Raw genomic sequence first — 26,282 nt, 5'->3', positions numbered from 1 at the left:
GCGCCTGCCCCTTCCCTGTAACAGGTGGATCAGGGCTGGATGCGTTCCTTTTTCCAGCTAGAGTCCGCCTGCAGTTCATAGACTACTCTGTCATGGAAACGCGAGGCGCGCCCCTGCCAGAATTCCACGCGCTCCGGCACCAGGCGATAACCGCCCCAGTGCTCGGGCCTTTGCGGCTGCTCGCCGCTGGCCGCCTCCACGGCGGCATACTGCTGTTCCATCTGTTCGCGGCTGGCCACCGGGCGGCTTTGCTGTGAGGCGATAGCCGCGAGCTGGCTTTTCACCGGCCGGCTATAGAAATATTTGTCGCTGTCTTCCGCCGACGTCTTTTCCACACGGCCTTCGATCCGCACCTGGCGTTCAAGTTCTGGCCAGAAGAAGAGGATTGCCGCATGCGGGTTTTCCGCAAGTTGCTGGCCTTTTTGGCTCTGGTAATTGGTGTACCAGGTGAAGCCGCGCTCGTCGTACTGTTTGATCAGCACGATGCGCGAACTTGGGCGGCCATTATTGCCTACCGTCGCCACGCTCATCGCGTTGGGCTCGTTCACCTGCGCCTTCATGGCTTCATCGAACCACTTGGCAAACTGCGCAATCGGATCGGCCAGGGTGTCGTCTTCCGACAGGCTGGCTCGGCCGTAATCCATGCGCAGGTCCGCCAGGGCGATTCCGCCGGCGATGGCCGCCGGCAGGATGCCGCGGCGCTGCTGCATGGCCTCACCCAGAATCGTCATCTGGGCGGGACTGAGTATCCGTTTGGCCATGGGCGCGATGTGCGCCTCTTCGGTTTCCATATGCGAGGTATAGGCTTGCACGAAGCGCTCTACCTCGGCCGCATCCAGGGCTGCGCTGGAACCGTTGGCAATCTTATCAAGTTGCGAATCGAGTATAGCCCAGTCCTGATCCATCTGCTTGTGCTGAGCGAGGATCTGCGGGCCCAGCTGTGCCAGCAGGGCGGCGTCTTCGCCTTGTGCCGCGGCGGTCAGCAGTGGGAAGAGGTCGTTTTCCTCGTCCGCATGGTGCAGGTGGGCTGCCTTGTTGAAGTATTTTTGCACGGCCTGGGCGGCTTGCTGGGCGGCCGAGTCGGCGCCGTGCTGGGGCAGGTGGCTCAGCAGGTTTTGCAAGGTCTGCAGTTGCTTGCGGATCTTGTCGTGGCAGTGCTTCAAAACGGCGATCGGCTGGTCGTAGCCTGGGGCGGTATCGATCAAGGAATTGCTCATGGTGCGGGTCTGGTGAACTTGGCAAGAGAAAACATTGTAGCCCGGCTCCGGTAAAATGGCGGGATGAATTCCCCGCAAATAGTTGATCCAGTTCTGGAAGATATCGATTTTGACCGCCGTTTCGGCGGCATTGCCCGCCTGTACGGCGAAAAAGCCTTGGCACGTTTCCGTGGGGCACATGTCTGCGTGATTGGCGTGGGCGGTGTCGGCTCGTGGATTGTGGAGGCGCTGGCGCGATCGGCGATCGGCAAGCTGACTTTGATTGACCTGGATAACGTGGCTGAGTCGAATATCAATCGGCAGATCCAGGCGCTTTCCGGGACCATTGGCATGGCCAAGATTACGGCGCTGGCGGAGCGGATCAAGCAGATCAATCCGTTCTGCGAGGTGGTGCAGGTGGAGGATTTCATCACGCCCGATAACCTGGATGAGATGGTGGGGGCGCATCAGTTTGACTATGTGGTGGATGCGATTGATTCGGCGCAGTCGAAGACGGCGTTGATCCACTATTGCCGGACTAAGCAGATTCCTTTGATTGTGATCGGTAGCGCTGGCGGGCAGACGGATCCTACGCGGATTGAGGTGCGGGATTTGTCGAAGACGGAGCAGGAGCCGTTGCTGAAGAAGGTGCGGCGCAGGCTGCGCAGCCAGTTTAACTATCCGCCGAATTCAAAGAATAAGCTGGGGGTGGATGCGGTGTTTTCTATGGAACCGTTGAAATTTCCGGAGTCGGGGGAGACTTGTTCTGTTGATGGGGATGAGAAGAAGGCTGGGGTTACCGGCATTAATTGTGCTGGCTTCGGGTCTGCGATGGTGGTGACGGCGACGTTTGGGATGGTGGCGGCGGGGCATTTGCTGAGGAAGTTGGCTGAGCAAGTTGAAACCGGTAAACCAGTGTCAGACACGAGTGTCTGACACTGATACGCGGCCGCCGCAGGCAAGTGTCAGACACTTGTGTCTGACACTGGTTTACCGGTTTTGGGCGATCGGCACGTATCGCCCATCCGGCATCGATTCTACTAACGAGAGCCTGGAAACATTCCACACGACTGGCTCAACGCAGAACTCCCCAGGCGCTTCCTTCGCCTCCCGCGCGAGAGTGACATGCGGCTTGAACTCCCCGTGCGTTGCCGCGCTAAAGCCCGCGGCCTCCAGGCGCGCCATAAGATTCGCCTGTAACGTTATGAGGGCCGCCGGCGCCACACTTGGCCCAGCCCATGCAATCTGCGGCCGCTTGAAATAGCCATAACAATCCACCGTCAGCCGCATATCCGCCGCCGGCATCTCTTCCAGAATCACTAGCAAAGCCGGCAACGCATCCGCCCCCTGCATCCCCAGAAACGCCATCGTCAGGTGCAATTTATCCGGTGGAATCAGCCTCCCCCGCACTGCTTGTTGCAAACGCACCAAACCCTGCCGCGCCTCCGGGTCCGGCCAAAGCGCAAAAAACAGTTTGTGTGCGGGTTGTTTTGCTATCATGTCAGCCGCCTTAACACCACGTAAAGAATATACATGAACCGCACTTCGATCCTGTTCGCATTCCTGTGCGCTGCCGCTGGCGTGGCGCAAGCTCAAGACACCCAAGCCCCTGCCCAGGCGCAGCCAGCCGCATCGACCGAGCAGCAAGGCCCGATCGTCCCAGGCTCCGCCCAGCCGGGCCCGGCCGCTGAGAAGCTGATCGTCATCGACACTAAGGTTGGCAAGGGCACTGAAGCCAGTGTCGGTAGCACCGTCTACATGCACTACACCGGCTGGCTGTACCGCCCGCTGGCGAAGAACCAGCACGGCCGCCAGTTCGACAGCTCGATCCCGCGTGGTGAGCCGCTGGACTTCCAGATCGGTACCGGCCGCGTCATCAAAGGCTGGGACCAGGGCATCGTCGGCATGAAGGTGGGCGGCAAGCGCACCCTGATCATCCCGTCGGACATGGCTTATGGCGCGAAGGCCATGCCAGGCATCCCTGCCAACTCGGCGCTGATCTTCGACGTCGAGCTGATGGAAGTGAAGTAATTCAGCGGTAGTCTTCGGCCGCAAGGCCGTATTTCTGCATCTTGTGGTACAGGGTCTGCTTCGGCAGGCTCAGTGCGGTGCAGGCCGCGGCCACACTGCCGCCGGAAGCGCGCAGCGCCTGCTCGATCAGCATGCGCTCGAAGGCGCCGACCTGGTCCGCCAGTGTCGCTGGCGCCGCGCTCTCCGCGCTCGCGGACAATCCCAGCACGAAGCGGTCGGCGGCGTTGCGCAATTCGCGCACGTTGCCGGGCCAGTCTTGCGCCATCAGCTGCTGCATTTGCGCCGGCGGCACCAGCGGGCAAGGGCGCTTGTAGCGCGCAGCCGCATCCAGCATGAAGTGTTCGAATAGCAGCGGGATATCTTCGCGGCGCTCGCGCAACGGGGGAATGTGCAGCACGATCAGGTTCAGGCGGTAATACAGGTCGGGGCGGAACTTGCCCTCGTCCGAAAATTCCTTCAAGTCTTCTTTTGATGCGGCGATTACGCGCACATCCAATGGCACCGGGGTATTCGAGCCCAGGCGCTGGATTGAGCGTTCCTGCAGCACGCGCAGCAGCTTGACCTGCATGGCCAGCGGCAGGCTTTCAATCTCGTCCAGGAACAGTGTGCCGCGGTCGGCGTGTTCGATCTTGCCAACCTGGCGTTTGGCCGCGCCCGTAAAGGCGCCTTGCTCGTGGCCAAACAGTTCGCTCTCGAAGATCGTTTCGGGAATGGCGCCGCAATTCAAGGGCACGTAGTTGTGCTTGCTTCGACTGCTGAACTGGTGAAGGCAGCGTGCCACCAGTTCTTTGCCGGTGCCGGTTTCGCCGTAGATCAGCACGTCGGCCGGCTGGCTGGCTACGTCGAGGATGACGCGGCGCAAGGCTTGCATGGCGGGCGTGTTGCCCAGCAGGCAGGCGTCGATGCCTTCGCTATGCTCCAGCTTCTGGCGCAGGGCGCGCACTTCAAGTTGCAGGCGGCGCTTGTCGGCGGCACGCCGCACAACCTCGGCCAGTTGCTCGGAGGAGTAGGGCTTTTCCAGGAAATCGTAGGCGCCGTCGTGCATTGCCTGCACCGCCATGGAAATATCGCCGTGGCCGGTGACCAGGATCACGGGCAGCTCGGGGTCAATGGTGCGCGCAGCTTGCAGCAAATCCAGGCCGCTCATGCCTGGCAGGCGCACATCGCTCACCAGCACGGCTGCGCTGTTCGGCTTCAGCAGCTCGGCGACGGGTTCGGCGCTCTCGTAGCTGCTTACCGTGAAATCGGCCAGTTCCAGGGCCTGTGCGCTACCGGCGCGCACGGTCGGGTCGTCTTCCACCAGCAGCACTTGTATGTCGTTCATGTTGTCTCCTGCGCTGCTTTTAATTCGATGACGAAGCAGGCGCCAGCGCTGGCTTGCTCCGCTTTTAAGCTTCCGCCGAAATCGCGGATGATTTGTTCTGAAATGGCCAGGCCCAGCCCTAGGCCTTCGCCTTGCGGCTTGGACGTGTAGAAGGGCTCGAACAGGCGTTCGCGCGCTTCGTCAGTCAGGCCGGGGCCGCTGTCGGAAACGCGAATCTGCACGCGGCCTTCCTTGCTGCACACGGCCAGTTGCAGCTCGCGCACTTCGCAGCCGGCCATGGAGTCGATGGAGTTGGTCATCAGGTTAAGCAACACCTGCTCTAGGCGGTTGCTGTCGCACAAGGCGTAAATATCGGCCCGGTCGATGCGCAGCTGGAAGGTGATTTTCTCCAACTGCAGGCGGCGCTCCACCAGCACCAGGGCATTGGAAATCGAGGTGTGGATGGAGACGGGTCCCAGCTCCGCATTCGATTTGCGGGCGAAGCCTTTCAGCTTGCCGGTAATGGTACCCATGCGCGCCACCACCTGCGAGATGGTTTTCAGGTTGTTGCGCACATCGTCCATGCGGCCGCGCTCGAACAGCAGCACGGCATTGTCGGACATGGTGCGCAGCGCCGTCAGCGGCTGGTTCAGTTCGTGCGTGATGCTGGCCGACATCTGACCCAGCACCGCCAGTTTGCCTGCCTGGAACAGCTCGTTCTGCGTGATCTGCAACTGCTGCTCGGCTTGGCGCCGGACATCCACTTCCATGCTCAAGTCCTGGGTCATGCGCGCCAGGCTGGCGGTGCGTTCATCCACCATGCGCTCCAGTTCGTCCTTGGCGCGCACGCGCTGGCGCCAGTACATGAACAGCAGGATCAGGAAGCCATAGCCCAGCAGCGCGAACAGGAAGGCGATGCTGGCATTGCCGCGCGCCGCATCCAGGTCGGACAGGTAGATGAAGGTCCAGTCGCGCGGGGACAAGGAGCGGGTCTGCGCCAGCATCAGCGGCGGCATACCCTGGCGCGCGTGGCCTTCCCGGATGGCGAGCAGGCGATTGCCATTGGCCAGCGCTTCGTCATGCGCCAGCGTCAGCGCAGGCAGCGACTGGGCGAAGTACTGGCGGGTCTGCGCCAGCTCGGCGCGCGCATTGGCGCTCAGCGGCTTCAGGGCCTTGAATTTCCATTCCGGCTCGGAGCTGAGGAAGACCACGCCATTGGCATCTACCAGCGCCACCTTGTCGGCGCCCTGAGTCCAGCTCAACTGCTGGCTTTCGATGCTGACCTTGATCGCAGCGACGCCCAGCATGCGGCCATCCTTGTAGATGCCGTGGGCGTAGAAGTAGCCCGGCTCCAGGCTGGTGGTGCCCACGCCGTAGAAGCCGCCGGGACGGCCGCGCAGGGCGTTGCGAATATAGGGGCGGAAGTTGACGTCGTCACCGATAAAGCTGTCGCGCTGTCGCCAGTTGCTGGCTGCCTGGGTGCGGCCTTGCAGGTTGACGATGTAGATATTGCTCGACTCGGCCTTCTTGTTCAGGCCTTCCAGGTATTCGTTGACGCTGTTGCGGGCATCCTCGTCGCCGGGCTTTTCCAGCAGCTGGATCACGTCCTTTTCCAGCTCCAGCATGCGCGGTACAAGGTCGTATTTGTCGAGCAGGTTTTCCAGGCTGTTGGCGTAGACCTCCAGCCGCTGGGCGCCAGCCGCGCGCAGGCTTTCCGTGGTGAGCTGGTAGGCCCACCAGTAAGCCAGGTAGGGCAGGGACAGCCCCGCCAGCAGGACCAGGCCCAGCAGGGTACGGACGTGTTGGCCCGGGCGCGTTTGCGCCTGGGGTGCTGCGAGGGTGTCTGGCTGGGCTGGCATCAAGGCCAACTATATCAAACCTGGGTTACAGCAAATGGCGCAGCCCGAGATTGATGGCGGTACGGCCCTTGCCGTCGTCGGTGGCATTACCGACTGTAAAGGGGGCGCCATTGTGGCTGTTGATGTGGCCAAAGGCGGAATACAGGTCGGTGCGCTTGGACAGGCTGTAAAGGTAAGCCACGCCGAACTGGCGCGCATCCTGGTCGGCGGCGCTGCGGTCCAGGTGCCGTACCCAGGAACCGGCGAAGCTATGCGGGCCGAAGGTGGCGCACAGGCCCAGTACGAGGTCGCGGCTGGAGGCGCCGGGCAGGCCGACGGTGGCGTTGGTGACCACGCTCGATGCGCTGGCGGTGGTGATCGTGCTGGTGTTGGTGGCAGTGCCGCCGCCCAGCAGGCTGGTACCGCCGCCGCCCACCGTGCCCATGCCGCGGTTAGCTGCATAGCCGGCGTGCAGCTGGTAATTACCCACCGTGTAGCGTGCCGCCAACAGGGTGTTGTATGCATGCTGGGCGATGGTGGCGTTCTCACGGCGGAAGTGCGCCAGGCCCACGCTCAGGGGACCTTCGGCGTAGTTGATGGCGCCGCTCAGGGCACGCTTGCGGGTAGCGTCGCCCGCCACCTCGCCGGCGCTGTAGACCAGTTCGGTCGACCAGCCGCCCAGCTTGGGCGAGGCGTAGCGTACGGAATTGTCCATACGGCGGTTGGGCACCATCAGGTTGGCCGCCTGGCCCGCCAGGCCATCGGAGAACGGGTCAGCGATATCGCGCAGGAGCTTGTAGTAGGGCGAGTACTGGCGGCCGGCGCTGATCGTGCCGAGCGTGTTGCTGCTCAGGGATACGAAGGACTGGCGACCGAAGGTCAGGCCGCCCTGGCCGGAAGCGCCGGTGTCGATGCCGAAGCCGCTCTCGATGACGAAGCCGGCCGACAGGCCGTTGCCCAAGTCTTCCTTGCCCTTGAAACCGAGGCGCGAGCCGGAAGCGGCGCCGCTGCTCACATTGCTGGTATTGCCGGTTGGGGCGTCGCGTTCGAACACCAGGCCGGCGTCGACCACGCCGTAGACGGTCACGTTGGATTGGGCGTAGGCGCTGCAGCACGCCAGTGCCAGCAGGGTGGCGCTAATGGTTTTCATGAAGTTCTCCTGTGATTGTGTTTTCTTATGCGGCACGGATATAGGCGTGCTCGTCGTTTTCTGCTTCCTCGCCCAGGGCGCCTTCCCACTTCGCCACGACAGCGGTGGCGATCGCATTGCCGACGGCATTGGTGGCCGAGCGGCCCATGTCGAGGAACTGGTCCACGCCCATCAGCAGCAGCAAGCCGGCTTCGGGAATGTGGAATTGGGTCAGGGTGGCGGCGATCACCACCAGCGAGGCGCGTGGCACGCCGGCCATGCCTTTGGAGGTCAGCATCAACAGCAGCAGCATGGTGATCTGGGTGCCGAGCGACAGGTCAATGCCGTAAGCCTGGGCGATGAACAGCACGGCAAAGGTGCAATACATCATCGAGCCATCCAGGTTGAAGGAATAACCCATCGGCAGCACGAAGCTGGAGATGCGGCGCTGCACGCCGAACTTGTCCAGCGCCACCAGCAGCTTTGGATAGGCCGCTTCCGAGCTGGCGGTGGAGAAGGCCAGCAGGAATGGTTCGCGGATCAGGCCCACCAGGCGCAGCACGCGCGGACCCAGTACGGCAAAGCCTGCGCCGATCAGCATGACCCACAGGCAGAACAGGCCCAGGTAGAAGCCGCCCATGAATTTCGCGAAGGTGGCGAGGATGCCGAGGCCGTTGGTGGTGACCACCGAAGCCATGGCCGCAAACACTGCCAGCGGGGCCATGCTCATGATGGCGCCGGTCATGCGCAGCATCACTTGCGCCAGCTGGTCAACCACGTCCAGCAGCTTCTTGCCGTGCTCGCCCAGTGCGCCGAGCGCGCTGCCGAAGAAGATCGAGAACACCAGCACTTGCAGGATCTCGTTGTTGGCCATGGCTTCGATTGGCGACTTCGGTACCACGTGGGTGATGAAGTCTTTCAGCGTGAAGGCCGAGGTTTTCAGGCCGGTGCTGGCGTCGATGGCCGGCAACGGCAGGCCCAGGTGGGTACCCAGCTGCATCAGGTTCGATAGCACCATGCCCAGGGCCAGCGAACACAGCGAGGCGACTACGAACCAGGCGAAAGCCTTGGCGCCGATGCGGCCTGCGGCCTTGCCGTCGCTCAGGTTGGCGATGCCGGTGGTCAAGGTGGAGAACACCAGCAGCGCAATGATCATTTTGATCAGGCGCAGGAAGATGTCGGTCACCAGCGAGATGTGGGCCGAAATGTCGGCAGTGAGCTTTTTGTCAGGGAATACCGTGTTACAGGCGTAGCCGACCGCGATGCCAAGCAGCATCGCGAGCAGGATATAGAGGGTGAGGGGGCGCTTCTTTTGCATACCGGTCTCCGTTGTTGTCAGGCCCTCGCGCGGTTGGCGAGGTCCGGACACATCAGCAAGCCGTGTGCCTGCTGCAGGAATATCGGTAAGTGTTTGATTTATAACATGGTGGTGGCGTCAATCGATGCCAAAAAGCAACAAGGCCGTCCCATTTATTGGACGGCCTTGCGGGGTGATTATGAGTTTTTGGACTTAGTGCTTGTGGCCGTGACCGTGGTCATGGTCATGATCATGGTCATGATCGTGGCCGCATTTGCCGCCGGCCTCGCTTTCCTGCGCATGGATGTGGCCGTGCAGGCTGCACTCATGCTGCGTTGTGCCTTGCTCGGATTGCAAAGTCGTGTGCTGGATGCCGAATTGCTCCTTCAGCCCGCGCGCAATTTCATCGATCGCCACGTCACCCGGATAACCGCCCGGCATCACCAGATGGCAGGTCAGCGCGATATCGGTGGTGGACATCGACCAGATATGCAGGTCATGCACCCCGCTCACGCCAGGGCGCGCCAGCAGGAAGGCCTCCACTTCCGATGCATCGACATTGCCCGGCACCGCGCCCAGCGTCATATCGAGCGCCTCGCGCAGCAGGGACCAGGTGCTCTTCATGATCAGCACCACGATCACCAGCGACACCGCCGGATCGATCCACGCCCAGCCGGTGTAGGACACCAGCAGGCCCGCAATCAGCACGCCAAGCGAGATCGCCGCATCGGCCGCCAGGTGCAGGTAAGCGCCGCGGATATTGATGTCATCCTTGCTGCCGCTCATGAACAGCCAGGCCGAGATACCGTTGACGGCGATGCCGATACCGGCCACCACGGACACCGTAAAGCCTTGCACCGGATGCGGCTCCATCAACTGCTCCACCGCGCCCCAGGCGATTGCACCGGTCGCCGCCATCAGCAGCATGCCGTTGAACAGCGCCGCCAGGATCGAGCTGCTGCGCAGGCCGTAGGTGTAGCGGCCGGACGGTTCGCGCTTGGCCAGCATGGCCGCTCCCCAGGCCAGCATCAAGCCCAGCACGTCGGACAGGTTATGGCCCGCATCGGCCATCAGTGCGGTGGAGTTGGCGAGGAAGCCGTAGAAAAACTCGATCGCCACGAAGGCCGCGTTCAGCGTGATCGCGATGGCGAAGGCGCGGCCGTGGCCAGGATCGCCGTGATGGTGGTGGTGATGACCGTGGCCGTGATCGTGGCCATGTCCGTGATGGTGGTGCGCGCTCATTGTTCGTTACCGTTGGGTGGTTCGGCGATGTGCTCCAGCATATCGCGCAGGACACCGCTGATATGGGCATCGGCGGTGGAGTAGAAGACTTGCTTGCCCTGGCGCTCCGACTTGACGATACGCGCCCCGCGCAGCAGGCGCAAATGGTGGCTGACCAGGGATGAGCTCAATTGCAGCGAGCCCGCGATATCGCTCACCGCGATCGGCTGCTCCAGGCAGGCCAGCACGATACGCAGCCGGGTCGGATCGCCTAAAAGATGGAATAAATCAGCCAGCTCCGCGACGGAAGCATCGTTGTCAGGATAGATAGCCATAGCAAACAAGTGAATAGGTATTCATATGTTAGCATGCAAGTCGGGGTCAGGTCGAGCAAACGGACATTTGTGTCCGTTTGCTCGACCTGACCCCGACTTTTATTTCGAGAGTTCGGCTTCGAAGGCGGCGCGGGATTTGGCGTCCAGGGTCTGCAGGGCGCGCTCGAGCTTGGCCGGGGGGATGCCAGAGGGTTTGCTGAAAATGGCTTGGCCGATCAGCACCAGGGCTGCGGTCAGTACCGCTACGCCGGCTGCGGCTGCCAGCAGGCGCAGTTCGCGGCGGGAAAACGGTTCGTGAGAGGTGGGGATGGGGCGGGCGCCGGGCGGGGGCACGTAGGCGGCGCCCGGTGCTGCGGCGGGGGCGTGTGCGCCATCCAAGCGCGACAGGTGCCGCTCGACTGCTTCTTCCAGCACGGCTTCGTTCAGCGCCACCAGCGCAAAAATCGGATCATCGACATCTACCTTGATGCCGGTCTTTTCAAACACATGCAAACGCAGTTTCTGCGGGTCGAGGGCCATTACCAGTTCACCAGGTCGAGTTGTTCGAACAGGTCGCGGAATACGACCTTGATGCGCTGCTTTTCCATCACATTGAATTTATCGCTGGCCTTCACCTCGTCCACGGTCAGGCGGCCGGTGTTCATCTTCTTCACGTCGGCGCCGAAGGTGTCGGCATTGCGTGCGGCCAGCACGATGCGGCCGCGCACGCGCTGCGAGTTGTCCGAGTAGGTCTGTGATTCGAGGAAGGATTTGCCGGACGCCGATTGCAACAGCCCGAAATGCTCGTTCTCCCACAGCACCAGCGGCACCTGGGTCGATTTGGCAGTGGTCACGAAGCCCATCGCGGTGTCATGCAGCGTGTCGCCGCCGCCGACGATGGTGTGGATGTACACCTTGCGGCCCGATTCTTCCAGCAGGTTGAAGCAGTCGTTTTCAATCAGGTAGGCCATCAGCGGCGAGAAGGTGTTGGCGCCGTTGTCGATTACGCAATTGCCGTCTGCTTCCAGGATGTCGATCATCAGCGCGTCAAAGCGCTTGGGGTCGATGGTGCGCGATTCGGTCATCACCGGTACATGCTTCACGTCCAGCGCCTTGTAGCGCGAGAAGGTGGTGTTTTCCTGGTCGGTGTCGTAGCAGCGCAGCGGGGTCTCGCTCTTGGTTTGCAGCCATTGCGCGAGGATGGTCGATACATACGTCTTGCCGATACCGCCCTTGCCTTGCAGGACGAAGTGAACCGTGTTTTGCATTGATGCTCCTGTTATCAGTGGCAGTTGGCCGCGCCGCTGTCGCTGGCTTCCTGCTGCGGGTGTTCTGGCTGCGCCTTCGGTTCGACCGCCAGGAACTCCCATGCGTAGCTGTTTTCCTTCAATACCAGTTTCAGCACACCGGTGCGCCAGTTGGAGCGTACTTCGCTCTGCTCGTTCAGCCAGAGGAAGGGCGTGAGGAAGCTGCCGCCGGTGCCGACCACAAACTGGCGCACGCCATGCGCCTTATCGGGCTGGCCGTCGGCATCCATCGGCGCCAGGCGCTCGTAGTCGTGGTCATGCCCGGACAGCACCAGCTCGACGTCGGCTTCTTGCAAGGCGCGCCATACGTCCTGCATCTTCTTCGATGGGGTGTGCCCGCCAGAACTATACATGGGCGCGTGCCAGTAGGCGAGGGTGCAGCGCGCCTTGTTGGCGGCCAGGTCGTCTTTCAACCACAGGAGCTGGCGCTGGTGGTCGGCTGCGTTCATATGGCTGTTCAGGGAGATGAAGTGCCAGCCGCCCTTGTCGAAACTGTAATAGCCGCGGCCGCGCGGGCCGGCCAGTTCGCCGAAATATTCGTAGTAGCCATCGGCCTTGCCGCTGCCGTACTCGTGATTGCCGGGGGTGGGGCGGGTGCGCTCCTTGAATTGGCCCCAGGTGGGGGCGTAGCAGTCGCGGAATTCGGCTTGCGTGCCATTTGGATAAGTGTGGTCGCCCAGGGAGAGGACCAGGGCCTGCGGGTCGCCCTTGGCGATCAGGGCGGCGGTGTCGGCGGCGCCCGAGTAGGCTGCGCGGCTGTAGCGGCAGTCGGCGATGTCGCCGGCGGCGTACACGGTAAGCGGGCGTGCGGACGCTCCGCCGCCGGCGAGGGCTGCGGCTGCGGCCAGCCAAGGTAGAATGCGTCTTTTCATTGGCACCATTCGGACAGGCATGCGAGTTTCACCATCCAGCGAGCAGGAAGCGATCCTGAATTCCCGCGCCCAGACCTTGATGATCGAGGCGCGCGCCGGGACTGGCAAGACTACCACGCTGTCCATGCTGGCGGCACGGGAACCGGGAGTCGTCCTGGGTTTGTGCTTTTCGGAAGGTGCGCGCCAGCGTTTCTACGAGAAGCTGGCGCTGGAATGCCCGGACCGCAAGGTGCAGGTCCTCACGGTCGAAGCGCTGGCGCGTTCACAGCTGACCCGCATCGCGGAACACGGCAACTGGCTCGACTTGCCGGAGCGCTGGTCCAGCCTTGAGCAGATGCGCCCCATGCTGGTGGCTGCCGCCAATACGGTGTGGCAACGCCACGAAGGCCGCTACACGGAATTCGATTTCGATTTCGAGCGCAGCACCCAGCGCGTGGAAATGATGCTGCAACTGCTGGCGCAGATGAAGGCCACCCTGGCCACGCTGCGCTTTGAGGATGAAGTCTTCGACGACTTCACCTTTGATGAGATGTGCAACCAGTTCCAGCTGGAAGACCGGGAGATCGTGGAAATCTTCCACGAATTCGAACGCCGTCGCCAGCCGCAAGCCGGCCATATTCTTTGGCAGGCGCCGGTCGATTACGCGACCGACCTGGTATCCATCCTGCGCCGTTTCCCCGAAGCCGTGCACGATATGCCGCAGGCTAACCTGTTGCTGGTCGACGAATGGCATGACGTGAACGCGGCGGAATTCGAACTGCTGCAGCTGTTCCGCCGCAATGCCCGGCTGGTGGTGGTGGGCGACCGCCACCAGGTGATTAATGCTGAACGCGGCGCCGACCCGCGCTTCTCCGGTGGCGGCTTCGAACTGGCCTTCCCGGATTCAGAGCGCCTGCCGCTATCCCAGTCGCGCCGCTGCGGCGTGTCGCTGAAAAAGCTGCTGGAACGCGCATTGCCGAAGTGCGGTTTCGAGTCGCACCCGGACACGTACTCCGAAGTGCGTCACGTGGAATACGACCAGGCCGACTCGCAAGCCTGCGCGCAGGCCGTCGTCGCCAAGGCGAAGGAATTGGCGCTGGGTCCCGACCTCGCCATCATCCTGCGCGAGGTGGACCAGAGCGTGGAAATCGAAAACGCGCTGCTGGATGCAGGCTTGCCGTACAACTGCGACGGCTTCGCCTCCTACCTCAAACGCCCGGAAATCATGGCCCTGCGCGCGCTGCTGCACGTGGCCAGCGGAGATTACAGCACGCTGAAGGCCGACAAGGAGAGCTGCGAGCTGATGGTCGACGGCCTGCAAACTTATTTCGCCGTCTCCGGCGACCGCCGCGACTACGAATCCACCCACGCCATGTACGGTTCCGGCGACGCCTACCAGCAGCAGAAGGACGCCGTGGTGCGTGACCCGGAAACCCTGGAATTCATGTTCAGCGGCCTGCTATGCGCCGAACAGCATTACGACAACGGCGCCACCCGCCGTTGGAAACAGCGCCTGGCCGAGGTGCTGGCCCAGATGAAGGCGCAAGCCGCAACGGCCAGCGCAGCGGAACTGCTGCAACTGGCCAGCAATGGCCTCGACCTGCCAGCCGCCACCCGCCGCACCTTCGTCAACCGCGCCCACGCCGATTCCGTGCTGCGTACCCTGCGCGCCTTCATGGATTTCGCCATCCGCCAGGGCGAAGCGAAAGCGCCGGCCTTCCTGGAAGAGCTGCGTCGCCGCCAGGTCGCGACGCGCGGCAAGCCCACGGCACGCGGCGGCGCTGTGAAAACGCTGGCGCTGGCCACCGTGCAGTCTGCAAAGGGAAGGGAATGGCGGCACGTGCTGCTGCCGTATATGGAAGAAGGCCAGTTCCCGCGCGCCACCCGCAATGGGGAGGAATTCGCCGAGGAACGGCGCTACCTGTATGTAGCGATCAGCCGCGCCATCGCGGGGCTGACCTTGTTTGAACCGGCTGCAGCGGAGCGCCGCAGCCGTCTGCTGAACTAAGCTGGCTTAGTTAACAAAGCGCAGCAGGCCTTTCAGCGCGTGCTCGATGGTCTGGGTGCGCACCGCCTGTCGGTCGCCGCCGAACACCAGGCGTTCGGTATGCACCGTATCGCCATTGGCCCAGCCGAAGCACACCGTGCCCACCGGCTTGCCCGGCACCGCGCCGGTCGGGCCGGCAATGCCGGTCACCGAAATTGCCACATGGGCGTTGCTGGAACCCAGCGCACCCTGGCACATGGACGCCGCCACCTCTTCGCTGACGGAGCCGAATTGCGCCATCATGGCCGCCGGCACGTCCAGCATTTCAGTCTTCGATGCGTTCGAGTAGCACACGAAGCCGCAATCGAACCATCCGGTGGAACCGGCGATGTCCGTGATCGCAGTCGAGATGCCGCCGCCGGTGCACGATTCCGCGGTTGCTAACAGCAAGCCTTTGTCTTGCAGGGCCTTACCCACTTGGGCGGCCAGTTCGTTGATGTCTGTACTCACTTGTGGCTCCTTTAGCAAACAAAAGCGTTTGAGCCATTCTAGCGCGCTGCTGTGCGGATTGACCACGCTGCAGCGCAATAATGTGGTATCACGACTAACTTGCAAGCCGGGGAAGGCTGCTGTGGTGCGGAAAATCAATAATTGCGCCCTTATTTTGGGCTCAGCGATAGAATGGCCCAAATCCCCTCTTCGCGAGGCACGGTAGTGAGGACTCTCCAAGGAAGACGTCCCGGTTTCTGGGTGGCGCTGCTATTGGCTGCGCTCTGGGCAGCGCATTGGCCGCTGCTCGCCCATGCCCAGGCCAATGCCAGCCTCGAACGCCAGGTCAAGGCCGCCTATCTATACAAATTCGCTGGTTTCGTTGAATGGCCGGAGGGCAGCTTCGCCCGCGCCGACAGCCCGGTGGTGATCGGCGTAGCCGGCGCCGATGCGCTGGCCGACCAGCTGGAGCAGACGGTGGCGGGACACACCGCCAATGGCCGACCCTTGCAGGTCAAGCGCGTCAAGCGTGGCGACAGCCTGGCCGGCATCCACATGCTGTTCATCGCCTCCCAGGACAAGACACTCGCTCAGGAAATGCTGACCGCCAGCCGCGGCCAGCCCGTGCTGACGGTGACCGATGCCGACGAGACTTATGGCCTCGGCAGCATGATCAACTTCATCATCGCCGACGAGCGCCTGCGCTTTGAAGTCTCCCTGAAACATGCGGTGGCGGCGCGCCTGAAAATCAGCGCGCGCATGCTGTCGGCCGCCTATCGCGTGCAGCAGGTGGCAGGATGAACGCGCGCCGTCGCTCCCTCCCGCAAAAGCTGCTCGGCGTGGTGATGCTGGTGACGCTGGTGTCTTTGCTGGTATCGCTCGGCACCATCATCGCTTACGACTTGCGCACCTATCACCAGTCCCTGAGCTCCGACATGATTACCCAGGCCGAGCTGCTTGGGCATATGAGCGCGCCGGCGCTGACCTTCGACGATCCGCGCCTGGCCAAAGAGAACTTGGCCCTGCTGCGCCTGCGGCCCAAGGTCAATGCAGGCGCCATCTACAATTCGCGCGGCCAGCTGTTTGCCACCTATGTGGCGCCCGGCCTGGACGTCGCTGCGCCGCGCACGCCGCAAGCGGAAGGCGTGGCTTTCGAAGACGGGAAGATGATGCTGTTCCGGCGCATTCGCGACAATGGCGAGTTGCTGGGCACTGTCTACCTGCAGGCGGAATACGAAATCCTGGGACGCTTTGGCGACTATGTGGCGATCGGTATCTTCGCTACGCTGCTGGCCATGGGAATTGCCTACTTGTTGATGCGGCCTCTGAACAAGGTGGTCACCCAGCCGGTACTGGCGATTGCCGACGTGGCGCGCGAGGTGGTGGCCACCGGCGACTATTCGCGCCGCGCACCCGGCACCAGCGACGACGAGGTGGCGGACCTGGCGGCAGCCTTCAACAAGATGCTGAGCGAAATCGAGAGCCGCACGAGCGAGCTGGAAACTTCCAACAGCGAGATCGCGCGCGAGGCAGAACAGCGCAGCAAGGCGCAGCAGGAAGTCATGCGCCTGAACGAAGAGCTGGAAGAGCGCGTGCACACGCGCACCATGCAGCTGGAACAGGCCAACCACGAGCTGGCGGGGGCGATGGAGGAGGCCAAGAGCGCCAACCAGGCCAAGTCGGCCTTCCTTTCCTCCATGAGCCACGAGCTGCGCACGCCGCTGAACGCCATCCTCGGCTTCGCGCAGATCCTGACTTCGGAAAAGCTGCCTTCCACCCTGGTGCAAAAGCGCGAATTCGCCAACCATATCCTGAAGTCGGGCCGCCACCTGCTTACGCTGATTAACGAAATCCTCGACCTGGCCAAGATCGAATCGGGCGCGGTGGCGCTGTCGCTGGAGCCGGTGGCCCTCAATGAAATCCTGCAGGAGTGCGAAAGCATGGTGGCGCCGCTGGCCGCCGGGCGCGGCATCCGCCTGTTGTTCCCGGATGGATGCGCAGCCAATGTCACGGCCGACCGCACGCGCCTCAAGCAAATCGTGCTGAACTTGCTCTCCAACGCCATCAAGTACAACCGTGACGGCGGCGCCGTGGTGGTCGACTGCAGCCCGAGCGGGCAGAACCTGGTACGGGTATCGGTGCAGGATACCGGCATGGGCCTCAGGCCGGAGCAGGTCAAGCAGCTGTTCCAGCCCTTCAACCGCCTGGGCCAGGAGAGCGGGGCGGAGGAGGGGACCGGCATCGGCCTGGTGGTCACCAAGCGCCTGGTGGAGCTGATGGGCGGCACCATCGGCGTCACCAGCAGCCAGGGCGTGGGCAGCATGTTCTGGATTGAGCTGGCCACCACCGAGCCGGTGCCGTCGCGCATCGATCCGAATGCCGAACGCCCAACTGAACACCCTCGACACGTGGAAGGCGAACCGACCACGGTGCTGTATGTGGAGGACAATCCGGCCAACCTCAAGCTGGTGGAAGAGATCATCAGCTTCCGCCCCGACCTGAAACTGATCTCCGCGCCCGACGGCCACCTTGGACTGGAGCTCGCGCGAGCGCACCAGCCGGACATCATCCTGATGGACATCAACCTGCCCGGCATGAATGGCATCGACGCCGTCAAGCTGCTGGCCAATGACCCACGCACCGCGCATATCCCCGTAATCGCCCTGACCGCCAACGCCATGCCTCGCGACGTGGAAAAAGGCCTGGCGGCAGGATTCTTCCGCTACCTGATCAAGCCGATCAACATCGACGAATTCACGGAAGCGATCAACAGCACCATGGCCTTCCTGGCGCGCAGGGAGGAAGAAGGGAGTACGTCCAAGTGATCAGCCGCGACGATATCCTGAACGCCAACATCCTGATTGTGGATGACCAGCCGGTCAATGTGCAGCTGCTGGAATACCTGCTGCAAACCAGCGGTTATGTGCAGGTCAGCTCCACTACCGACCCGCGCGTGGTGGCGCCCTGGCATGAAGAGCACCGCTATGACTTGATCATCCTCGACCTGCATATGCCGGGCATGAGCGGCTTCGACGTGATGGAGGCGCTCAAGCCGCTGGAGCCGGAATACCTGCCGGTGCTGGTGGTGACGGCGCAGCCGGACCAGAAGCTGTCTGCCCTCGATGCCGGCGCGCGCGATTTCGTCAGCAAGCCTTTTGATCCCGTGGAGGTGCTGACGCGCATCCACAATATGCTGGAGGTCCGGCTGCTGCACAAACAGGCGCGCGATTACAACGAGGTGCTGGAACAGACCGTGCGCGCGCGCACGGCCGACCTGCAGCGCTTCCGTAGCGCCATGGATGCCACCGCCGACGCAATCTTCCTGATCGACACGAATACGCTGTCGCTGGTGGATGTCAACGAAGGCGCCTGCCGCATGCTGGGCCATCCGCGCGGGCAGTTGCTGACGCTGGAGCCGGGCCGGCTGGGCCTGGGCGGGCGCGAGGCCTTGTCGGAGCAGGCGGAGCGTGCTGGCGAGGCGGCAGGGCAGCTGCACCGCGCGCCGGAACTGACGGAAATCGAACTGCTGCGCAGCGACGGCGCGGCCGTGCCGGTGGAGGTCTACTGGCTGCTGCAAAGCGAAGGCGAATCGGCGCACCGCACCTTGATCTGCGTGGCGCGCGACGTCACCGAGCGCCGCCTGGCCGAAGAGCGGCTGCGCCACATGGCGCACTACGACCGCCTGACCGGCCTGCCCAACCGCACACTGTTCTTCCAGACCCTGGCCGAATCGATTGAGCTGGCGCAGGACAAGGAATGGCGCATTGTGGTGCTGTTCATCGGGCTCGATCGCTTCCGCAAGGTCAACGACTCGATGGGTGCAGCCATGGGCGACCAGCTGCTGCACGAATTTTCCAACCGCCTGGTGCAGTGCGTGCGCCTGCGCGACACGGTAGGCCGTCTGGGCGGCGACGAATTTGCGCTGATCCTGACCATGACGCGCGACCAGCAGGACGCCGTGCTGGTCGCGAACGAAGTGCGCGAAGCCCTGCGCAACCCGTTCGAACTGGACCAGCACCAGGCCACGCTGACCGCCTCCATCGGCATCGCCATGTACCCCGACGACGCCAATGACCCTGAAACCCTGGTGAAGTACGCCAACACCGCCATGGAGCGCGCCAAGGATGCGGGCGGCGACGGCTACCGCTTCTTCACCGCCGGCATGAACGTGCAGGTGCTGGCGCGGCTGGACCTGGAAATGGCGCTGCGCCGCGCCCTGGACAATAGCGAACTGGAATTGCATTACCAACCCAAGGTTAACCTGACGACGGGCCGCATCAGCGGGGCGGAAGCGCTGTTGCGCTGGAACCGTCCCGGCTACGGCCTGGTGTACCCGGCAGAATTCGTCAGCGTGCTGGAAGACACTGGACTGATCGTGCGTGTCGGCAGCTGGATCATCGACGCCGCTTGCCGCCAGATTGCATCATGGTTGCGCACGCCGGTCGGCGGTGTGCATGTTGCGGTCAACGTCGCCAGCCGCCAATTCGTCGAGGGCGACCTGGAAAAAGACGTCAAAGAAGCGCTGGAACGGCACCAGGTTCCGCCCGAATTGCTGGAGCTGGAGTTGACGGAAACGGCCCTGATGTCGAATGCCGAGCGCACCATCCAGGTACTGTCAGCGCTCAAGGAACTGGGCATCAAGGTGGCGATCGACGATTTCGGCACCGGCTATTCTTCGCTCGCTTACCTGCAACGCTTCCCGATCGATAAGCTGAAGATTGATATCGCTTTTGTGCGCGACATCACCACCAATCCCAACGACGCAGCGATTGCGCTGGCGATCATCAGCATGGCGCACAGCCTGAAGCTGCGCGTGATTGCGGAAGGCGTCGAGACGCGCCCGCAGCTGGAATACCTGCGGCGCAACCGCTGCGATGAAATCCAGGGCTACTTCTTCAGCCGCCCGCTGGCAGCCGCCGAAATGGGCGCGCTGGCAGAATCCGGCAAGAGCCTGCCGCCCGACCCCAACGTCGCCGCCGAACCGCCGCAAACCCTGCTGCTGGTGGATGACGACGTCAATGTCCTGTCCTCGCTGCACCGCCTGTTCCGGCGCGACGGCTACCGCATCCTGACGGCGGTCTCCCCAGCAGAAGGCTTCGACCTGCTCGCGCTGTACCCCGTGCAGGTGATCGTCTGCGACCAGCGCATGCCCATCCTGAGCGGCACCGAGTTCCTGGCCAAGGTCAAGGAAATGTACCCCGACACGATACGCATCATCCTCTCCGGCTACACCGGCCTGGAAGCCGTACTCGACTCGATCAACCGCGGCGCGATCTACCGCTTCTACACCAAGCCCTGGGACGACACCCAGCTGCGCGACAACATCCGACTGGCCTTTCACCACTACTGGCTAATGCACGGCACCGGCCGCCGCGCCGGCGAACCCGGCGAAGACCACACCGCCCTCACTGGTTAACAGCTTAAAAGTCGGGGTCAGGTCTGGCAAACGGACATTTTGCGCAGCAAAATGTCCGATTGCCAGACCTGACCCCGACTTTCAAAAAAAATGCCGCCCGCGCTCAACGGCGGGGGCGGCGTAAAAACATTCCACGGGAGTGATATGTTGGAGACAGGCAGGATAATAGTCGCTGCTTGTTACCGCTTCATGACATCAGTGTTGGGGTAGTTCGTAGGTGAAGGTGTAGCGGTGCTGGCCGTTGCTGATGTCGATGGTCATCGTGCCTTGCAGGCCGGTCAGCTCGCCGGTGGCGGAGTCGGGGATCACGCTGACCGTCAGCGTTGGCGTGCCTCTGTTCATCATGCCGAAGTGCTGCAAAAAGAAGCTACCTTTGCGGCCATTCAGCGTGGCAGTAACCTGTTCCAGCGCAACGTAGCCGGCGGAACCTTTGACTGCTGTGCCGGCGGCCAGCATTTCGCCGCGGCTGGTGCCGTCGAGCCCTCCGTGGAAAATCTTGGTGATGGTTTGGCGTCCCCAGGTCTGGCCATCGGCCGGTGGCTGGGGCGCAAGCTTTACGTCGAACGTGCCTTCGATTTGCATGGGTTTGTCTCCTGCGTTGGCCGCTGCGGCGGCGAATGCGAATAGTAAGGGGATCAGTGTTTTCATGCGAGCCATTGTGATAGATTCCCTTCCCTGATGATTGGAAAAACGCGACAAATCGAAACGGAGCCGCGCGGCGTCCTGGTGCCCCATTTTGCGGCGGGTTCATTCCACCACGAACGGCTGGCACCTGGCGCGGCGCTCGCCGGCCTGGTCGAGCATTACTGGTTCGTAGGATGGGATATGCAGGGCCATCCGCCGCAACAGCAGGAAACACTGCCACACCCGAACGTGCACCTGGTAGTCGAGCACGATACGGATGGCGTGTATGGCGTCCATACGGCACGCTATACCAAGCAGCTTGAAGGGCAGGGTTTTGCCTTCGGCGTTAAGTTCAGGCCGGGCGGCTTCCGGCCCTTTCTTGGCCGCGCTGTCGCGGAAATAGCGGACCAGCGCCTGCCGTTGGCGCAAGTTTTCGGCATGGCGGGCGAGGAGCTTGTGCACCAGCTGCGTGCATGTACGGCGCCGAGCGGCGGCCAGGCCGGTGCAATGGCATCGGCGGCGGAAGCATTTCTGCTGGCAATGCTGCGGCAGCCGGATGCGGACGTGGAGTGCGCGGCGGCGCTGGTGGCCGCAGTTGAGGGCGATCCGGCGCTGCTGACGGTCGATGCGCTGGCGGCGCAGGCGGGAATGGACAAGCGTGCCTTGCAGCGCTTGTTCCAGCAATACGTGGGCGTCGGCCCGAAATGGGTGATCATGCGTTATCGCATGCACGAAGCGGTGGCGCGCTTGCAGGCCGGCGAAAGCGCCTCACTGGCCCAATTGGCGCTGGACCTGGGCTACTTTGACCAGGCCCACTTCATCAAGGATTTTGCGGCTCTGGTGGGGAAACCGCCTGGGGAGTACCTGCGCCAGCTTCGGCTCGGCGCAGGACGATAGTCCCGGCAAGCATATCGCCCAGCCGCATGCGGCGTTCACCCAGGATGAACAGGCCGTCTATCACGAAGAAGAGGTGTGTCAAGTTGCGGAAGAACGAGGCCCGCAGCGTCATGCGGCGCTCGCCGGGAATCCGCACGACACGCATTTTCAGCAAGCGTTTTCCGATGCTCCCGCCTGGAATGGCGTCGCGCAGCAGCATGTATGTCCACCAAAGGATCAACAAGATTGTCTCCGCACTGCCGTTCGGCATTGGCTCAAGTATTTTCATGAGCAAGCTGAAGACCAGTGTGGATGCCCCAACATCGATGGCAAAAGCCAGCAGGCGCGCACCCTGGCTGGCCATACGCTCTTGCTGATGGAGCTCTTCCTCCTTGCGCGCCGCTTCGCTTGCCCTTACCCGCTCGATGGTTGCAGCCGACACGCCTCGCGCCGCCAGCACATCCAGGACGATCGCTTCAGCGCCTTCGACCAAGTCGAGACGCAGCAGGTTCAAGAGTTCCTCAGTTTCGAGGCCTTCGCATTTTTCGCGATATGACATAAGTTCAGTTGCTGAAGTGGTCGAAGCTGGAGAGTTCGAGCGTGAGGGGGGCGCCGTTGGCGGCGGTCCAGCGCAGGCCGGCGTTGGCGTCGATGTGGCCGATGCGCGTTACCGGGGTGTTGCATGCTTCGCCGGCGGCTAGGATGGCGTCGCGGTTGGCGGCGGGGGCGGTGAAGCAGATTTCGTAGTCATCGCCGCCGGCGGCGGTGAAGGCGCGGCGCAGGGCTTGCGGCTGGGTTGCAAGTACGGGACCGGCGGGCAGCGCGTCGGCGTTGAGCGTGGCGCCGACGTGGGATTTTTCGAGGATGTGGCCAAGGTCGCCTACGAGGCCGTCGGAGATGTCGATGGCGGCGTGGGCCAGGCCGCGCTCGGCCAGCATCACGCCCAGCGCGACGCGTGGCGTAGGGGTATGCATGCGGCTGCCGGCGGCGTTCAACGCTTCGGCTGCCAGGGTCAGTTCGCCGAGGTAGCCGGCCAGGGCCAGGCGCGCGTCGCCAAGGGTGCCGGAGACCCAGATGTCGTCGCCGGGCCGGGCGGCGCTTCGGCGCAGGGCGCGCGAGGGGGCCACCTCGCCGAATACGGTGATGCAGATGTTCAGCGGGCCTTTAGTGGTGTCGCCGCCGATCAGTTCACAGCCATGCGCGTCGGCCAGCGCGAACAGCCCGCGTGAAAATCCTTCAAGCCAGGCGCGTTCGGCTGCGGGCAGGGCAAGTGCGAGTGTGAAAGCCACCGGGCGGGCGCCCATGGCGGCCAGGTCGGACAGGTTGACTGCGAGGCTCTTGTGGCCGAGGCGCTGGGCGTCTTCGCCAGCGAAGAAGTGCCTGCCTTCGACCAGCATGTCGGAGGATATGGCAGTCTGCATGCCCGGCGCTGGGGTGAGCAGGGCGCAGTCGTCGCCGATGCCAAGGGTCGCACGGCCCGGGGTGGGCCGCACGAAGTACTGTTTGATCAGGTCGAATTCGGAAAGCATCCCGCCATTCTAACGGGGCGGGCCGGCATCGTCCTTAGTGTTTGTCGCGCAGGTAGACCCAGGTACCGCCAGATGCGAGAGCGGCCATGGCCAACATTACGACCCAGTTGGAGTCTTGCGGAGTGAAAAATAAAGCAGCTGCGCTCAGTGGAAACAGGATGCCGGACATACGGGACCAGGAATGCCAGAGTGCGTTGCGCATGGTTTTTCCCTTCGTAAAGTGCCAGTAAATTCAGTCTAAGAACAAAAGTGCCATAAGTAAAGTTGTTTGCGCCGAATATTCCAAGCAAATTCGATTTAGCGCAACAAGATTTTATAGTTTCGTGCCGCAAGTCAGCATTGTCGCCCTCGCGACATTGTATTTCGAAGGAAAATTGCGTTGCCCTAGTACAATAGTTTTCACTTGAGAAAAATTCCCCGAAACTCGATTATTCTTAAATGAAAGTCAATTGAAACCGATGATTATTTGGAATCGGTATAAATACCTACGTTAGAGCAAGCCCTCTATCTGCTAGAATCGATGGCTTTCGGACACAGGATAGAAGGGGCAGTACAGCATGGATTCGGGATCTGACAAGAAAGAAGAACTTCGCCAACAACTGCGCGCCGCGGCTCTGGAATACCACGAGTGCCCAAGGCCAGGCAAAATCAGCGTCACCCCCACCAAGCAACTGACCAACCAGCGCGACCTGGCGCTGGCCTACTCCCCGGGCGTGGCCGCGCCATGCGAAGAAATCGTCATCGACCCGGCCAACTCCTACAAATACACTGCGCGCGGCAACCTGGTGGCCGTGATCTCCAACGGTACCGCCGTTCTTGGCCTGGGCAATATCGGCCCGCTGGCATCCAAGCCTGTGATGGAAGGTAAGGGCGTGCTGTTCAAGAAGTTCGCCGGTATCGACGTCTTCGACATCGAGATCAACGAGCAAGACCCGGACAAGCTGGTCGATATCATCGCCTCGCTGGAGCCGACCTTCGGCGGCATCAACCTGGAAGACATCAAGGCGCCTGAGTGCTTCTACATCGAGCGCAAGCTGCGCGAAAAGATGAAGATCCCGGTCTTCCACGATGACCAGCACGGCACCGCCATCATCGTTGGCGCCGCCATCCTGAACGGCCTGAAATATATCGGCAAGGACATCAAGAACGTGCAACTGGTGGTCTCCGGCGCCGGCGCTGCGGCCCTGGCTTGCCTGGACCTGATCGTCGACTTGGGCTTCCCGATTGAAAACATCCTGGTCACCGACCTGGCCGGCGTGGTCTACAAGGGCCGCACCGAGCTGATGGACCCGGACAAGGAGCGCTTCGCGCGCGAGACCCCGCACCGTACCCTGGGCGAGTGCATCAAGGGCGCCGATATCTTCCTCGGCCTGTCCGCCGGCGGCGTGCTGAAACAGGATATGGTCAAGCAGATGGCGCCTAACCCGCTGATCCTGGCCCTGGCCAACCCGAATCCGGAAATCCTGCCGGAAGACGTGAAAGCGGTGCGCGGCGACGCCATCATCTGCACCGGCCGTTCGGACTACCCGAACCAGGTCAACAACGTGCTGTGCTTCCCGTACATCTTCCGCGGCGCGCTCGATAGCGGCGCTTCGACCATCACCCGCGAAATGGAAATCGCCGTGGTGCACGCGATCGCCGACCTGGCGCACGCCGAACAGTCGGACATCGTCGCCACCACCTATGGCATCGCCAACCTGGCCTTCGGTCCTGAGTACCTGATCCCGATGCCGTTCGATCCGCGCCTGCTGACCAAGATCGCGCCGGCCGTGGCCAAAGCGGCGGAAGATTCCGGCGTCGCCACCCGTCCGATCAAGGACCTGGAGGCTTACGCCGACAGCCTGCAGCAATTCGTCTACCGTTCCGGCACCTTCATGAAGCCGGTGTTCTCGGTGGCCAAGAAGACTCCGGCGGAAATGAAGCGCATCGTCTACGCCGAAGGCGAGGAAGAACGCATCCTGCGCGCGGTGCAGGTGGTGGTCGACGAAAAACTGGCGCGTCCTATCCTGGTGGGCCGTCCGGCCGTGCTGGATGCGCGCGTGCAGAAATTCGGCCTGCGCCTGAAGCAGGGCGTGGACTACGACGTGATCAACCCTGACTTCGACGAGCGTTATCGCGAATACTGGCAGGCATACTACGAGCTGACCGCTCGTAAAGGCGTGACGCAGGAATACGCAAAGCTGGAAATGCGCCGCCGCCATTCGCTGATCGGCGCCATGATGATCAAGAAGGGCGATGCCGACGGCATGATCTGCGGCACCTTCGGCACCACCCAGCTGCACCTGCACTACATTGACCAGGTGCTGGGCCGCCGCCCGGGCGCCTGCGTGTACGCGGCGATGAACATCCTGGTGCTGCCTGAGCGCCAACTGTGCATGGTCGACACCCACGTCAACGAGAATCCGAACGCCAATGAGCTGGCTGCCATCACCATCATGGCGGCGGAAGAGATGAAGCGCTTTGGCCTGGTGCCGCGCGCGGCCCTGCTGTCGCATTCGAACTTCGGTTCCTCCAACAGCGAATCGGCGCAGAAGATGCGCGCTGCGCTGGAGCTGGTGCGCCAGCGTGCGCCGGACCTGGAAGTGGACGGTGAAATGCACGGCGACACCGCGCTGGACACCAAGTTCCGCCACAAGCTGCTGCCGACCACCACCCTGAAGCAGGACGCGAACCTGCTGGTGATGCCGAACATCGACGCCGCCAATATCGCCTATAACCTGGTGAAGACCGCGGCCGGCAACGGCATCGCGATCGGCCCGATCCTGCTCGGCTGCGCCGCACCGGTGCACATCCTGACCCCGTCGGCTACCGTGCGCCGCATCGTCAATATGACGGCGCTGTGCGTGGTGGATGCTGTGTCGGAACGCGCTTAAG

At 62.6% G+C, this 26,282-nt stretch carries 24 protein-coding genes; 8 read left to right on the top strand and 16 right to left on the bottom strand.

Features of this window, described 5'->3' with window-relative positions; translation table 11 throughout:
• Nucleotides 1-29: 29 nt before the first annotated feature.
• Nucleotides 30-1,217: a pyridoxamine 5'-phosphate oxidase gene (gene pdxH / locus AC1RTP_RS15005; protein ID WP_498608425.1), complete on the bottom strand. Its 1,188-nt coding sequence runs from the start codon at nucleotides 1,215-1,217 to the stop codon at nucleotides 30-32.
• Nucleotides 1,218-1,280: 63 nt separating this feature from the next.
• Here pdxH and tcdA point away from each other — a divergent pair, with 63 nt between their 5' ends.
• Nucleotides 1,281-2,132 carry a tRNA cyclic N6-threonylcarbamoyladenosine(37) synthase TcdA gene (tcdA, locus tag AC1RTP_RS15000; protein WP_498608424.1) on the top strand — a complete coding sequence of 284 codons (852 nt, stop codon included), beginning with the start codon at nucleotides 1,281-1,283 and terminating at the stop codon, nucleotides 2,130-2,132.
• 54 nt (nucleotides 2,133-2,186) lie between these two features.
• Here the strand turns inward: tcdA and thpR are convergent, their stop codons facing one another.
• Nucleotides 2,187-2,696, bottom strand: coding sequence for an RNA 2',3'-cyclic phosphodiesterase (thpR, locus tag AC1RTP_RS14995; RefSeq protein ID WP_498608423.1), 510 nt, complete (start codon nucleotides 2,694-2,696; stop codon nucleotides 2,187-2,189).
• Nucleotides 2,697-2,729: 33 nt separating this feature from the next.
• Here thpR and AC1RTP_RS14990 point away from each other — a divergent pair, with 33 nt between their 5' ends.
• Complete coding sequence (locus AC1RTP_RS14990) at nucleotides 2,730-3,227, top strand: FKBP-type peptidyl-prolyl cis-trans isomerase (RefSeq protein WP_498608422.1); 498 nt, start codon at nucleotides 2,730-2,732, stop codon at nucleotides 3,225-3,227.
• Between the two features lies 1 nt (nucleotide 3,228).
• Here the strand turns inward: AC1RTP_RS14990 and AC1RTP_RS14985 are convergent, their stop codons facing one another.
• From AC1RTP_RS14985 to AC1RTP_RS14945, 9 genes are all read right to left on the bottom strand, one after another.
• Nucleotides 3,229-4,551 carry a sigma-54-dependent transcriptional regulator gene (locus AC1RTP_RS14985; RefSeq protein ID WP_498608421.1) on the bottom strand — a complete coding sequence of 441 codons (1,323 nt, stop codon included), beginning with the start codon at nucleotides 4,549-4,551 and terminating at the stop codon, nucleotides 3,229-3,231.
• Nucleotides 4,548-6,389 (bottom strand): sensor histidine kinase, encoded by a 1,842-nt coding sequence (locus tag AC1RTP_RS14980; RefSeq protein ID WP_498608420.1) that lies wholly within the window; start codon nucleotides 6,387-6,389, stop codon nucleotides 4,548-4,550. The genes AC1RTP_RS14985 and AC1RTP_RS14980 overlap by 4 nt, the downstream gene beginning before the upstream one ends.
• Before the next feature lie 25 nt (nucleotides 6,390-6,414).
• Nucleotides 6,415-7,518 carry a porin gene (locus tag AC1RTP_RS14975; RefSeq protein ID WP_498608419.1) on the bottom strand — a complete coding sequence of 368 codons (1,104 nt, stop codon included), beginning with the start codon at nucleotides 7,516-7,518 and terminating at the stop codon, nucleotides 6,415-6,417.
• Between the two features lie 25 nt (nucleotides 7,519-7,543).
• Entirely contained in the window at nucleotides 7,544-8,815 is a 1,272-nt protein-coding gene (locus AC1RTP_RS14970) for a dicarboxylate/amino acid:cation symporter (protein WP_498608418.1), read from the bottom strand.
• A 192-nt stretch (nucleotides 8,816-9,007) separates the two neighbouring features.
• Nucleotides 9,008-10,036, bottom strand: coding sequence for a cation diffusion facilitator family transporter (locus AC1RTP_RS14965; RefSeq protein ID WP_498608417.1), 1,029 nt, complete (start codon nucleotides 10,034-10,036; stop codon nucleotides 9,008-9,010).
• The gene (locus tag AC1RTP_RS14960) at nucleotides 10,033-10,350 is read right to left on the bottom strand and encodes an ArsR/SmtB family transcription factor (protein WP_498608416.1); all 318 of its coding nucleotides are present in this window, start codon (nucleotides 10,348-10,350) and stop codon (nucleotides 10,033-10,035) included. The genes AC1RTP_RS14965 and AC1RTP_RS14960 overlap by 4 nt, the downstream gene beginning before the upstream one ends.
• Nucleotides 10,351-10,449: 99 nt before the next feature.
• On the bottom strand, nucleotides 10,450-10,869 hold the full coding sequence (locus AC1RTP_RS14955) for a hypothetical protein (RefSeq protein ID WP_498608415.1): 420 nt from the start codon (nucleotides 10,867-10,869) through the stop codon (nucleotides 10,450-10,452).
• Complete coding sequence (locus AC1RTP_RS14950; RefSeq protein WP_498608414.1) at nucleotides 10,869-11,597, bottom strand: P-loop NTPase family protein; 729 nt, start codon at nucleotides 11,595-11,597, stop codon at nucleotides 10,869-10,871. Before AC1RTP_RS14950 ends, AC1RTP_RS14955 begins: the two co-directional genes overlap by 1 nt.
• Nucleotides 11,598-11,611: 14 nt before the next feature.
• Nucleotides 11,612-12,508 (bottom strand): metallophosphoesterase family protein, encoded by an 897-nt coding sequence (locus tag AC1RTP_RS14945; protein ID WP_498608413.1) that lies wholly within the window; start codon nucleotides 12,506-12,508, stop codon nucleotides 11,612-11,614.
• Between the two features lie 19 nt (nucleotides 12,509-12,527).
• On the opposite strand from AC1RTP_RS14945, the gene AC1RTP_RS14940 reads away from it, so the two are divergent.
• Nucleotides 12,528-14,495: a 3'-5' exonuclease gene (locus AC1RTP_RS14940; protein ID WP_498608412.1), complete on the top strand. Its 1,968-nt coding sequence runs from the start codon at nucleotides 12,528-12,530 to the stop codon at nucleotides 14,493-14,495.
• A 6-nt stretch (nucleotides 14,496-14,501) separates the two neighbouring features.
• Here the strand turns inward: AC1RTP_RS14940 and AC1RTP_RS14935 are convergent, their stop codons facing one another.
• Nucleotides 14,502-14,984 carry a CinA family protein gene (locus AC1RTP_RS14935; RefSeq protein WP_498608411.1) on the bottom strand — a complete coding sequence of 161 codons (483 nt, stop codon included), beginning with the start codon at nucleotides 14,982-14,984 and terminating at the stop codon, nucleotides 14,502-14,504.
• Nucleotides 14,985-15,236: 252 nt separating this feature from the next.
• On the opposite strand from AC1RTP_RS14935, the gene AC1RTP_RS14930 reads away from it, so the two are divergent.
• The 3 genes from AC1RTP_RS14930 to AC1RTP_RS14920 are packed head-to-tail and all read left to right on the top strand — an operon-like array spanning nucleotide 15,237 to nucleotide 20,379.
• A complete protein-coding gene (locus tag AC1RTP_RS14930) occupies nucleotides 15,237-15,764 on the top strand; it encodes a TOL_0243 family YfiR-like periplasmic protein (protein WP_498608410.1) in 528 nt (175 codons plus the stop codon).
• Nucleotides 15,761-17,788: a sensor histidine kinase, YfiR-like protein-associated gene (locus tag AC1RTP_RS14925; RefSeq protein WP_498608409.1), complete on the top strand. Its 2,028-nt coding sequence runs from the start codon at nucleotides 15,761-15,763 to the stop codon at nucleotides 17,786-17,788. Before AC1RTP_RS14930 ends, AC1RTP_RS14925 begins: the two co-directional genes overlap by 4 nt.
• Nucleotides 17,785-20,379, top strand: a complete 2,595-nt coding sequence (locus AC1RTP_RS14920; RefSeq protein WP_498608408.1) for an EAL domain-containing protein — start codon at nucleotides 17,785-17,787, stop codon at nucleotides 20,377-20,379. The genes AC1RTP_RS14925 and AC1RTP_RS14920 overlap by 4 nt, the downstream gene beginning before the upstream one ends.
• A 195-nt stretch (nucleotides 20,380-20,574) precedes the next feature.
• On the opposite strand, the gene AC1RTP_RS14915 is transcribed toward AC1RTP_RS14920, so the two are convergent.
• Nucleotides 20,575-21,027, bottom strand: a complete 453-nt coding sequence (locus AC1RTP_RS14915; protein WP_498608407.1) for a DUF3224 domain-containing protein — start codon at nucleotides 21,025-21,027, stop codon at nucleotides 20,575-20,577.
• Nucleotides 21,028-21,057: 30 nt separating this feature from the next.
• On the opposite strand from AC1RTP_RS14915, the gene AC1RTP_RS14910 reads away from it, so the two are divergent.
• Nucleotides 21,058-21,900: a DUF6597 domain-containing transcriptional factor gene (locus tag AC1RTP_RS14910; RefSeq protein ID WP_498608406.1), complete on the top strand. Its 843-nt coding sequence runs from the start codon at nucleotides 21,058-21,060 to the stop codon at nucleotides 21,898-21,900.
• On the opposite strand, the gene AC1RTP_RS14905 is transcribed toward AC1RTP_RS14910, so the two are convergent.
• Genes AC1RTP_RS14905 through AC1RTP_RS14895 form a run of 3 tightly spaced genes read right to left on the bottom strand, consistent with a single transcriptional unit; the run spans nucleotide 21,824 to nucleotide 23,610 of the window.
• Nucleotides 21,824-22,393 (bottom strand): RDD family protein, encoded by a 570-nt coding sequence (locus AC1RTP_RS14905; protein ID WP_498608405.1) that lies wholly within the window; start codon nucleotides 22,391-22,393, stop codon nucleotides 21,824-21,826. The genes AC1RTP_RS14910 and AC1RTP_RS14905 overlap by 77 nt on opposite strands.
• A 49-nt stretch (nucleotides 22,394-22,442) precedes the next feature.
• Nucleotides 22,443-23,408: a thiamine-phosphate kinase gene (gene thiL, locus AC1RTP_RS14900; RefSeq protein ID WP_498608404.1), complete on the bottom strand. Its 966-nt coding sequence runs from the start codon at nucleotides 23,406-23,408 to the stop codon at nucleotides 22,443-22,445.
• Nucleotides 23,409-23,442: 34 nt separating this feature from the next.
• Complete coding sequence (locus AC1RTP_RS14895) at nucleotides 23,443-23,610, bottom strand: hypothetical protein (RefSeq protein WP_498608403.1); 168 nt, start codon at nucleotides 23,608-23,610, stop codon at nucleotides 23,443-23,445.
• 355 nt (nucleotides 23,611-23,965) lie between these two features.
• Between AC1RTP_RS14895 and AC1RTP_RS14890 the strand changes: the two genes are divergently transcribed.
• Complete coding sequence (locus tag AC1RTP_RS14890; RefSeq protein WP_498608402.1) at nucleotides 23,966-26,281, top strand: NADP-dependent malic enzyme; 2,316 nt, start codon at nucleotides 23,966-23,968, stop codon at nucleotides 26,279-26,281.
• Nucleotide 26,282: the final 1 nt, after the last annotated feature.

This window comes from Pseudoduganella sp. GW821-FHT11H04 (assembly GCF_058807935.1).
The sequence above is the reverse complement of the archived record's forward strand: the minus strand, read 5'-3'. Positions and strand labels throughout refer to the sequence as shown.

Bases quoted from the DNA above. Each gene is read 5' to 3' on its own strand.
- AC1RTP_RS14915 (WP_498608407.1), bottom strand. From the start codon at position 21,027: ATGAAAACACTGATCCCCTTACTATTCGCATTCGCCGCCGCAGCGGCC.
- AC1RTP_RS14975 (WP_498608419.1), bottom strand. From the start codon at position 7,518: ATGAAAACCATTAGCGCCACCCTGCTGGCACTGGCGTGCTGCAGCGCC.
- AC1RTP_RS14945 (WP_498608413.1), bottom strand. From the start codon at position 12,508: ATGAAAAGACGCATTCTACCTTGGCTGGCCGCAGCCGCAGCCCTCGCC.
- AC1RTP_RS14970 (WP_498608418.1), bottom strand. From the start codon at position 8,815: ATGCAAAAGAAGCGCCCCCTCACCCTCTATATCCTGCTCGCGATGCTG.
- AC1RTP_RS14910 (WP_498608406.1), top strand. From the start codon at position 21,058: ATGATTGGAAAAACGCGACAAATCGAAACGGAGCCGCGCGGCGTCCTG.
- AC1RTP_RS14955 (WP_498608415.1), bottom strand. From the start codon at position 10,869: ATGGCCCTCGACCCGCAGAAACTGCGTTTGCATGTGTTTGAAAAGACC.
- AC1RTP_RS14895 (WP_498608403.1), bottom strand. From the start codon at position 23,610: ATGCGCAACGCACTCTGGCATTCCTGGTCCCGTATGTCCGGCATCCTG.
- tcdA (WP_498608424.1), top strand. From the start codon at position 1,281: ATGAATTCCCCGCAAATAGTTGATCCAGTTCTGGAAGATATCGATTTT.
- thiL (WP_498608404.1), bottom strand. From the start codon at position 23,408: ATGCTTTCCGAATTCGACCTGATCAAACAGTACTTCGTGCGGCCCACC.
- AC1RTP_RS14960 (WP_498608416.1), bottom strand. From the start codon at position 10,350: ATGGCTATCTATCCTGACAACGATGCTTCCGTCGCGGAGCTGGCTGAT.
- AC1RTP_RS14925 (WP_498608409.1), top strand. From the start codon at position 15,761: ATGAACGCGCGCCGTCGCTCCCTCCCGCAAAAGCTGCTCGGCGTGGTG.
- AC1RTP_RS14985 (WP_498608421.1), bottom strand. From the start codon at position 4,551: ATGAACGACATACAAGTGCTGCTGGTGGAAGACGACCCGACCGTGCGC.
- AC1RTP_RS14890 (WP_498608402.1), top strand. From the start codon at position 23,966: ATGGATTCGGGATCTGACAAGAAAGAAGAACTTCGCCAACAACTGCGC.
- AC1RTP_RS14980 (WP_498608420.1), bottom strand. From the start codon at position 6,389: ATGCCAGCCCAGCCAGACACCCTCGCAGCACCCCAGGCGCAAACGCGC.
- pdxH (WP_498608425.1), bottom strand. From the start codon at position 1,217: ATGAGCAATTCCTTGATCGATACCGCCCCAGGCTACGACCAGCCGATC.
- AC1RTP_RS14950 (WP_498608414.1), bottom strand. From the start codon at position 11,597: ATGCAAAACACGGTTCACTTCGTCCTGCAAGGCAAGGGCGGTATCGGC.
- AC1RTP_RS14965 (WP_498608417.1), bottom strand. From the start codon at position 10,036: ATGAGCGCGCACCACCATCACGGACATGGCCACGATCACGGCCACGGT.
- thpR (WP_498608423.1), bottom strand. From the start codon at position 2,696: ATGATAGCAAAACAACCCGCACACAAACTGTTTTTTGCGCTTTGGCCG.
- AC1RTP_RS14940 (WP_498608412.1), top strand. From the start codon at position 12,528: ATGCGAGTTTCACCATCCAGCGAGCAGGAAGCGATCCTGAATTCCCGC.
- AC1RTP_RS14990 (WP_498608422.1), top strand. From the start codon at position 2,730: ATGAACCGCACTTCGATCCTGTTCGCATTCCTGTGCGCTGCCGCTGGC.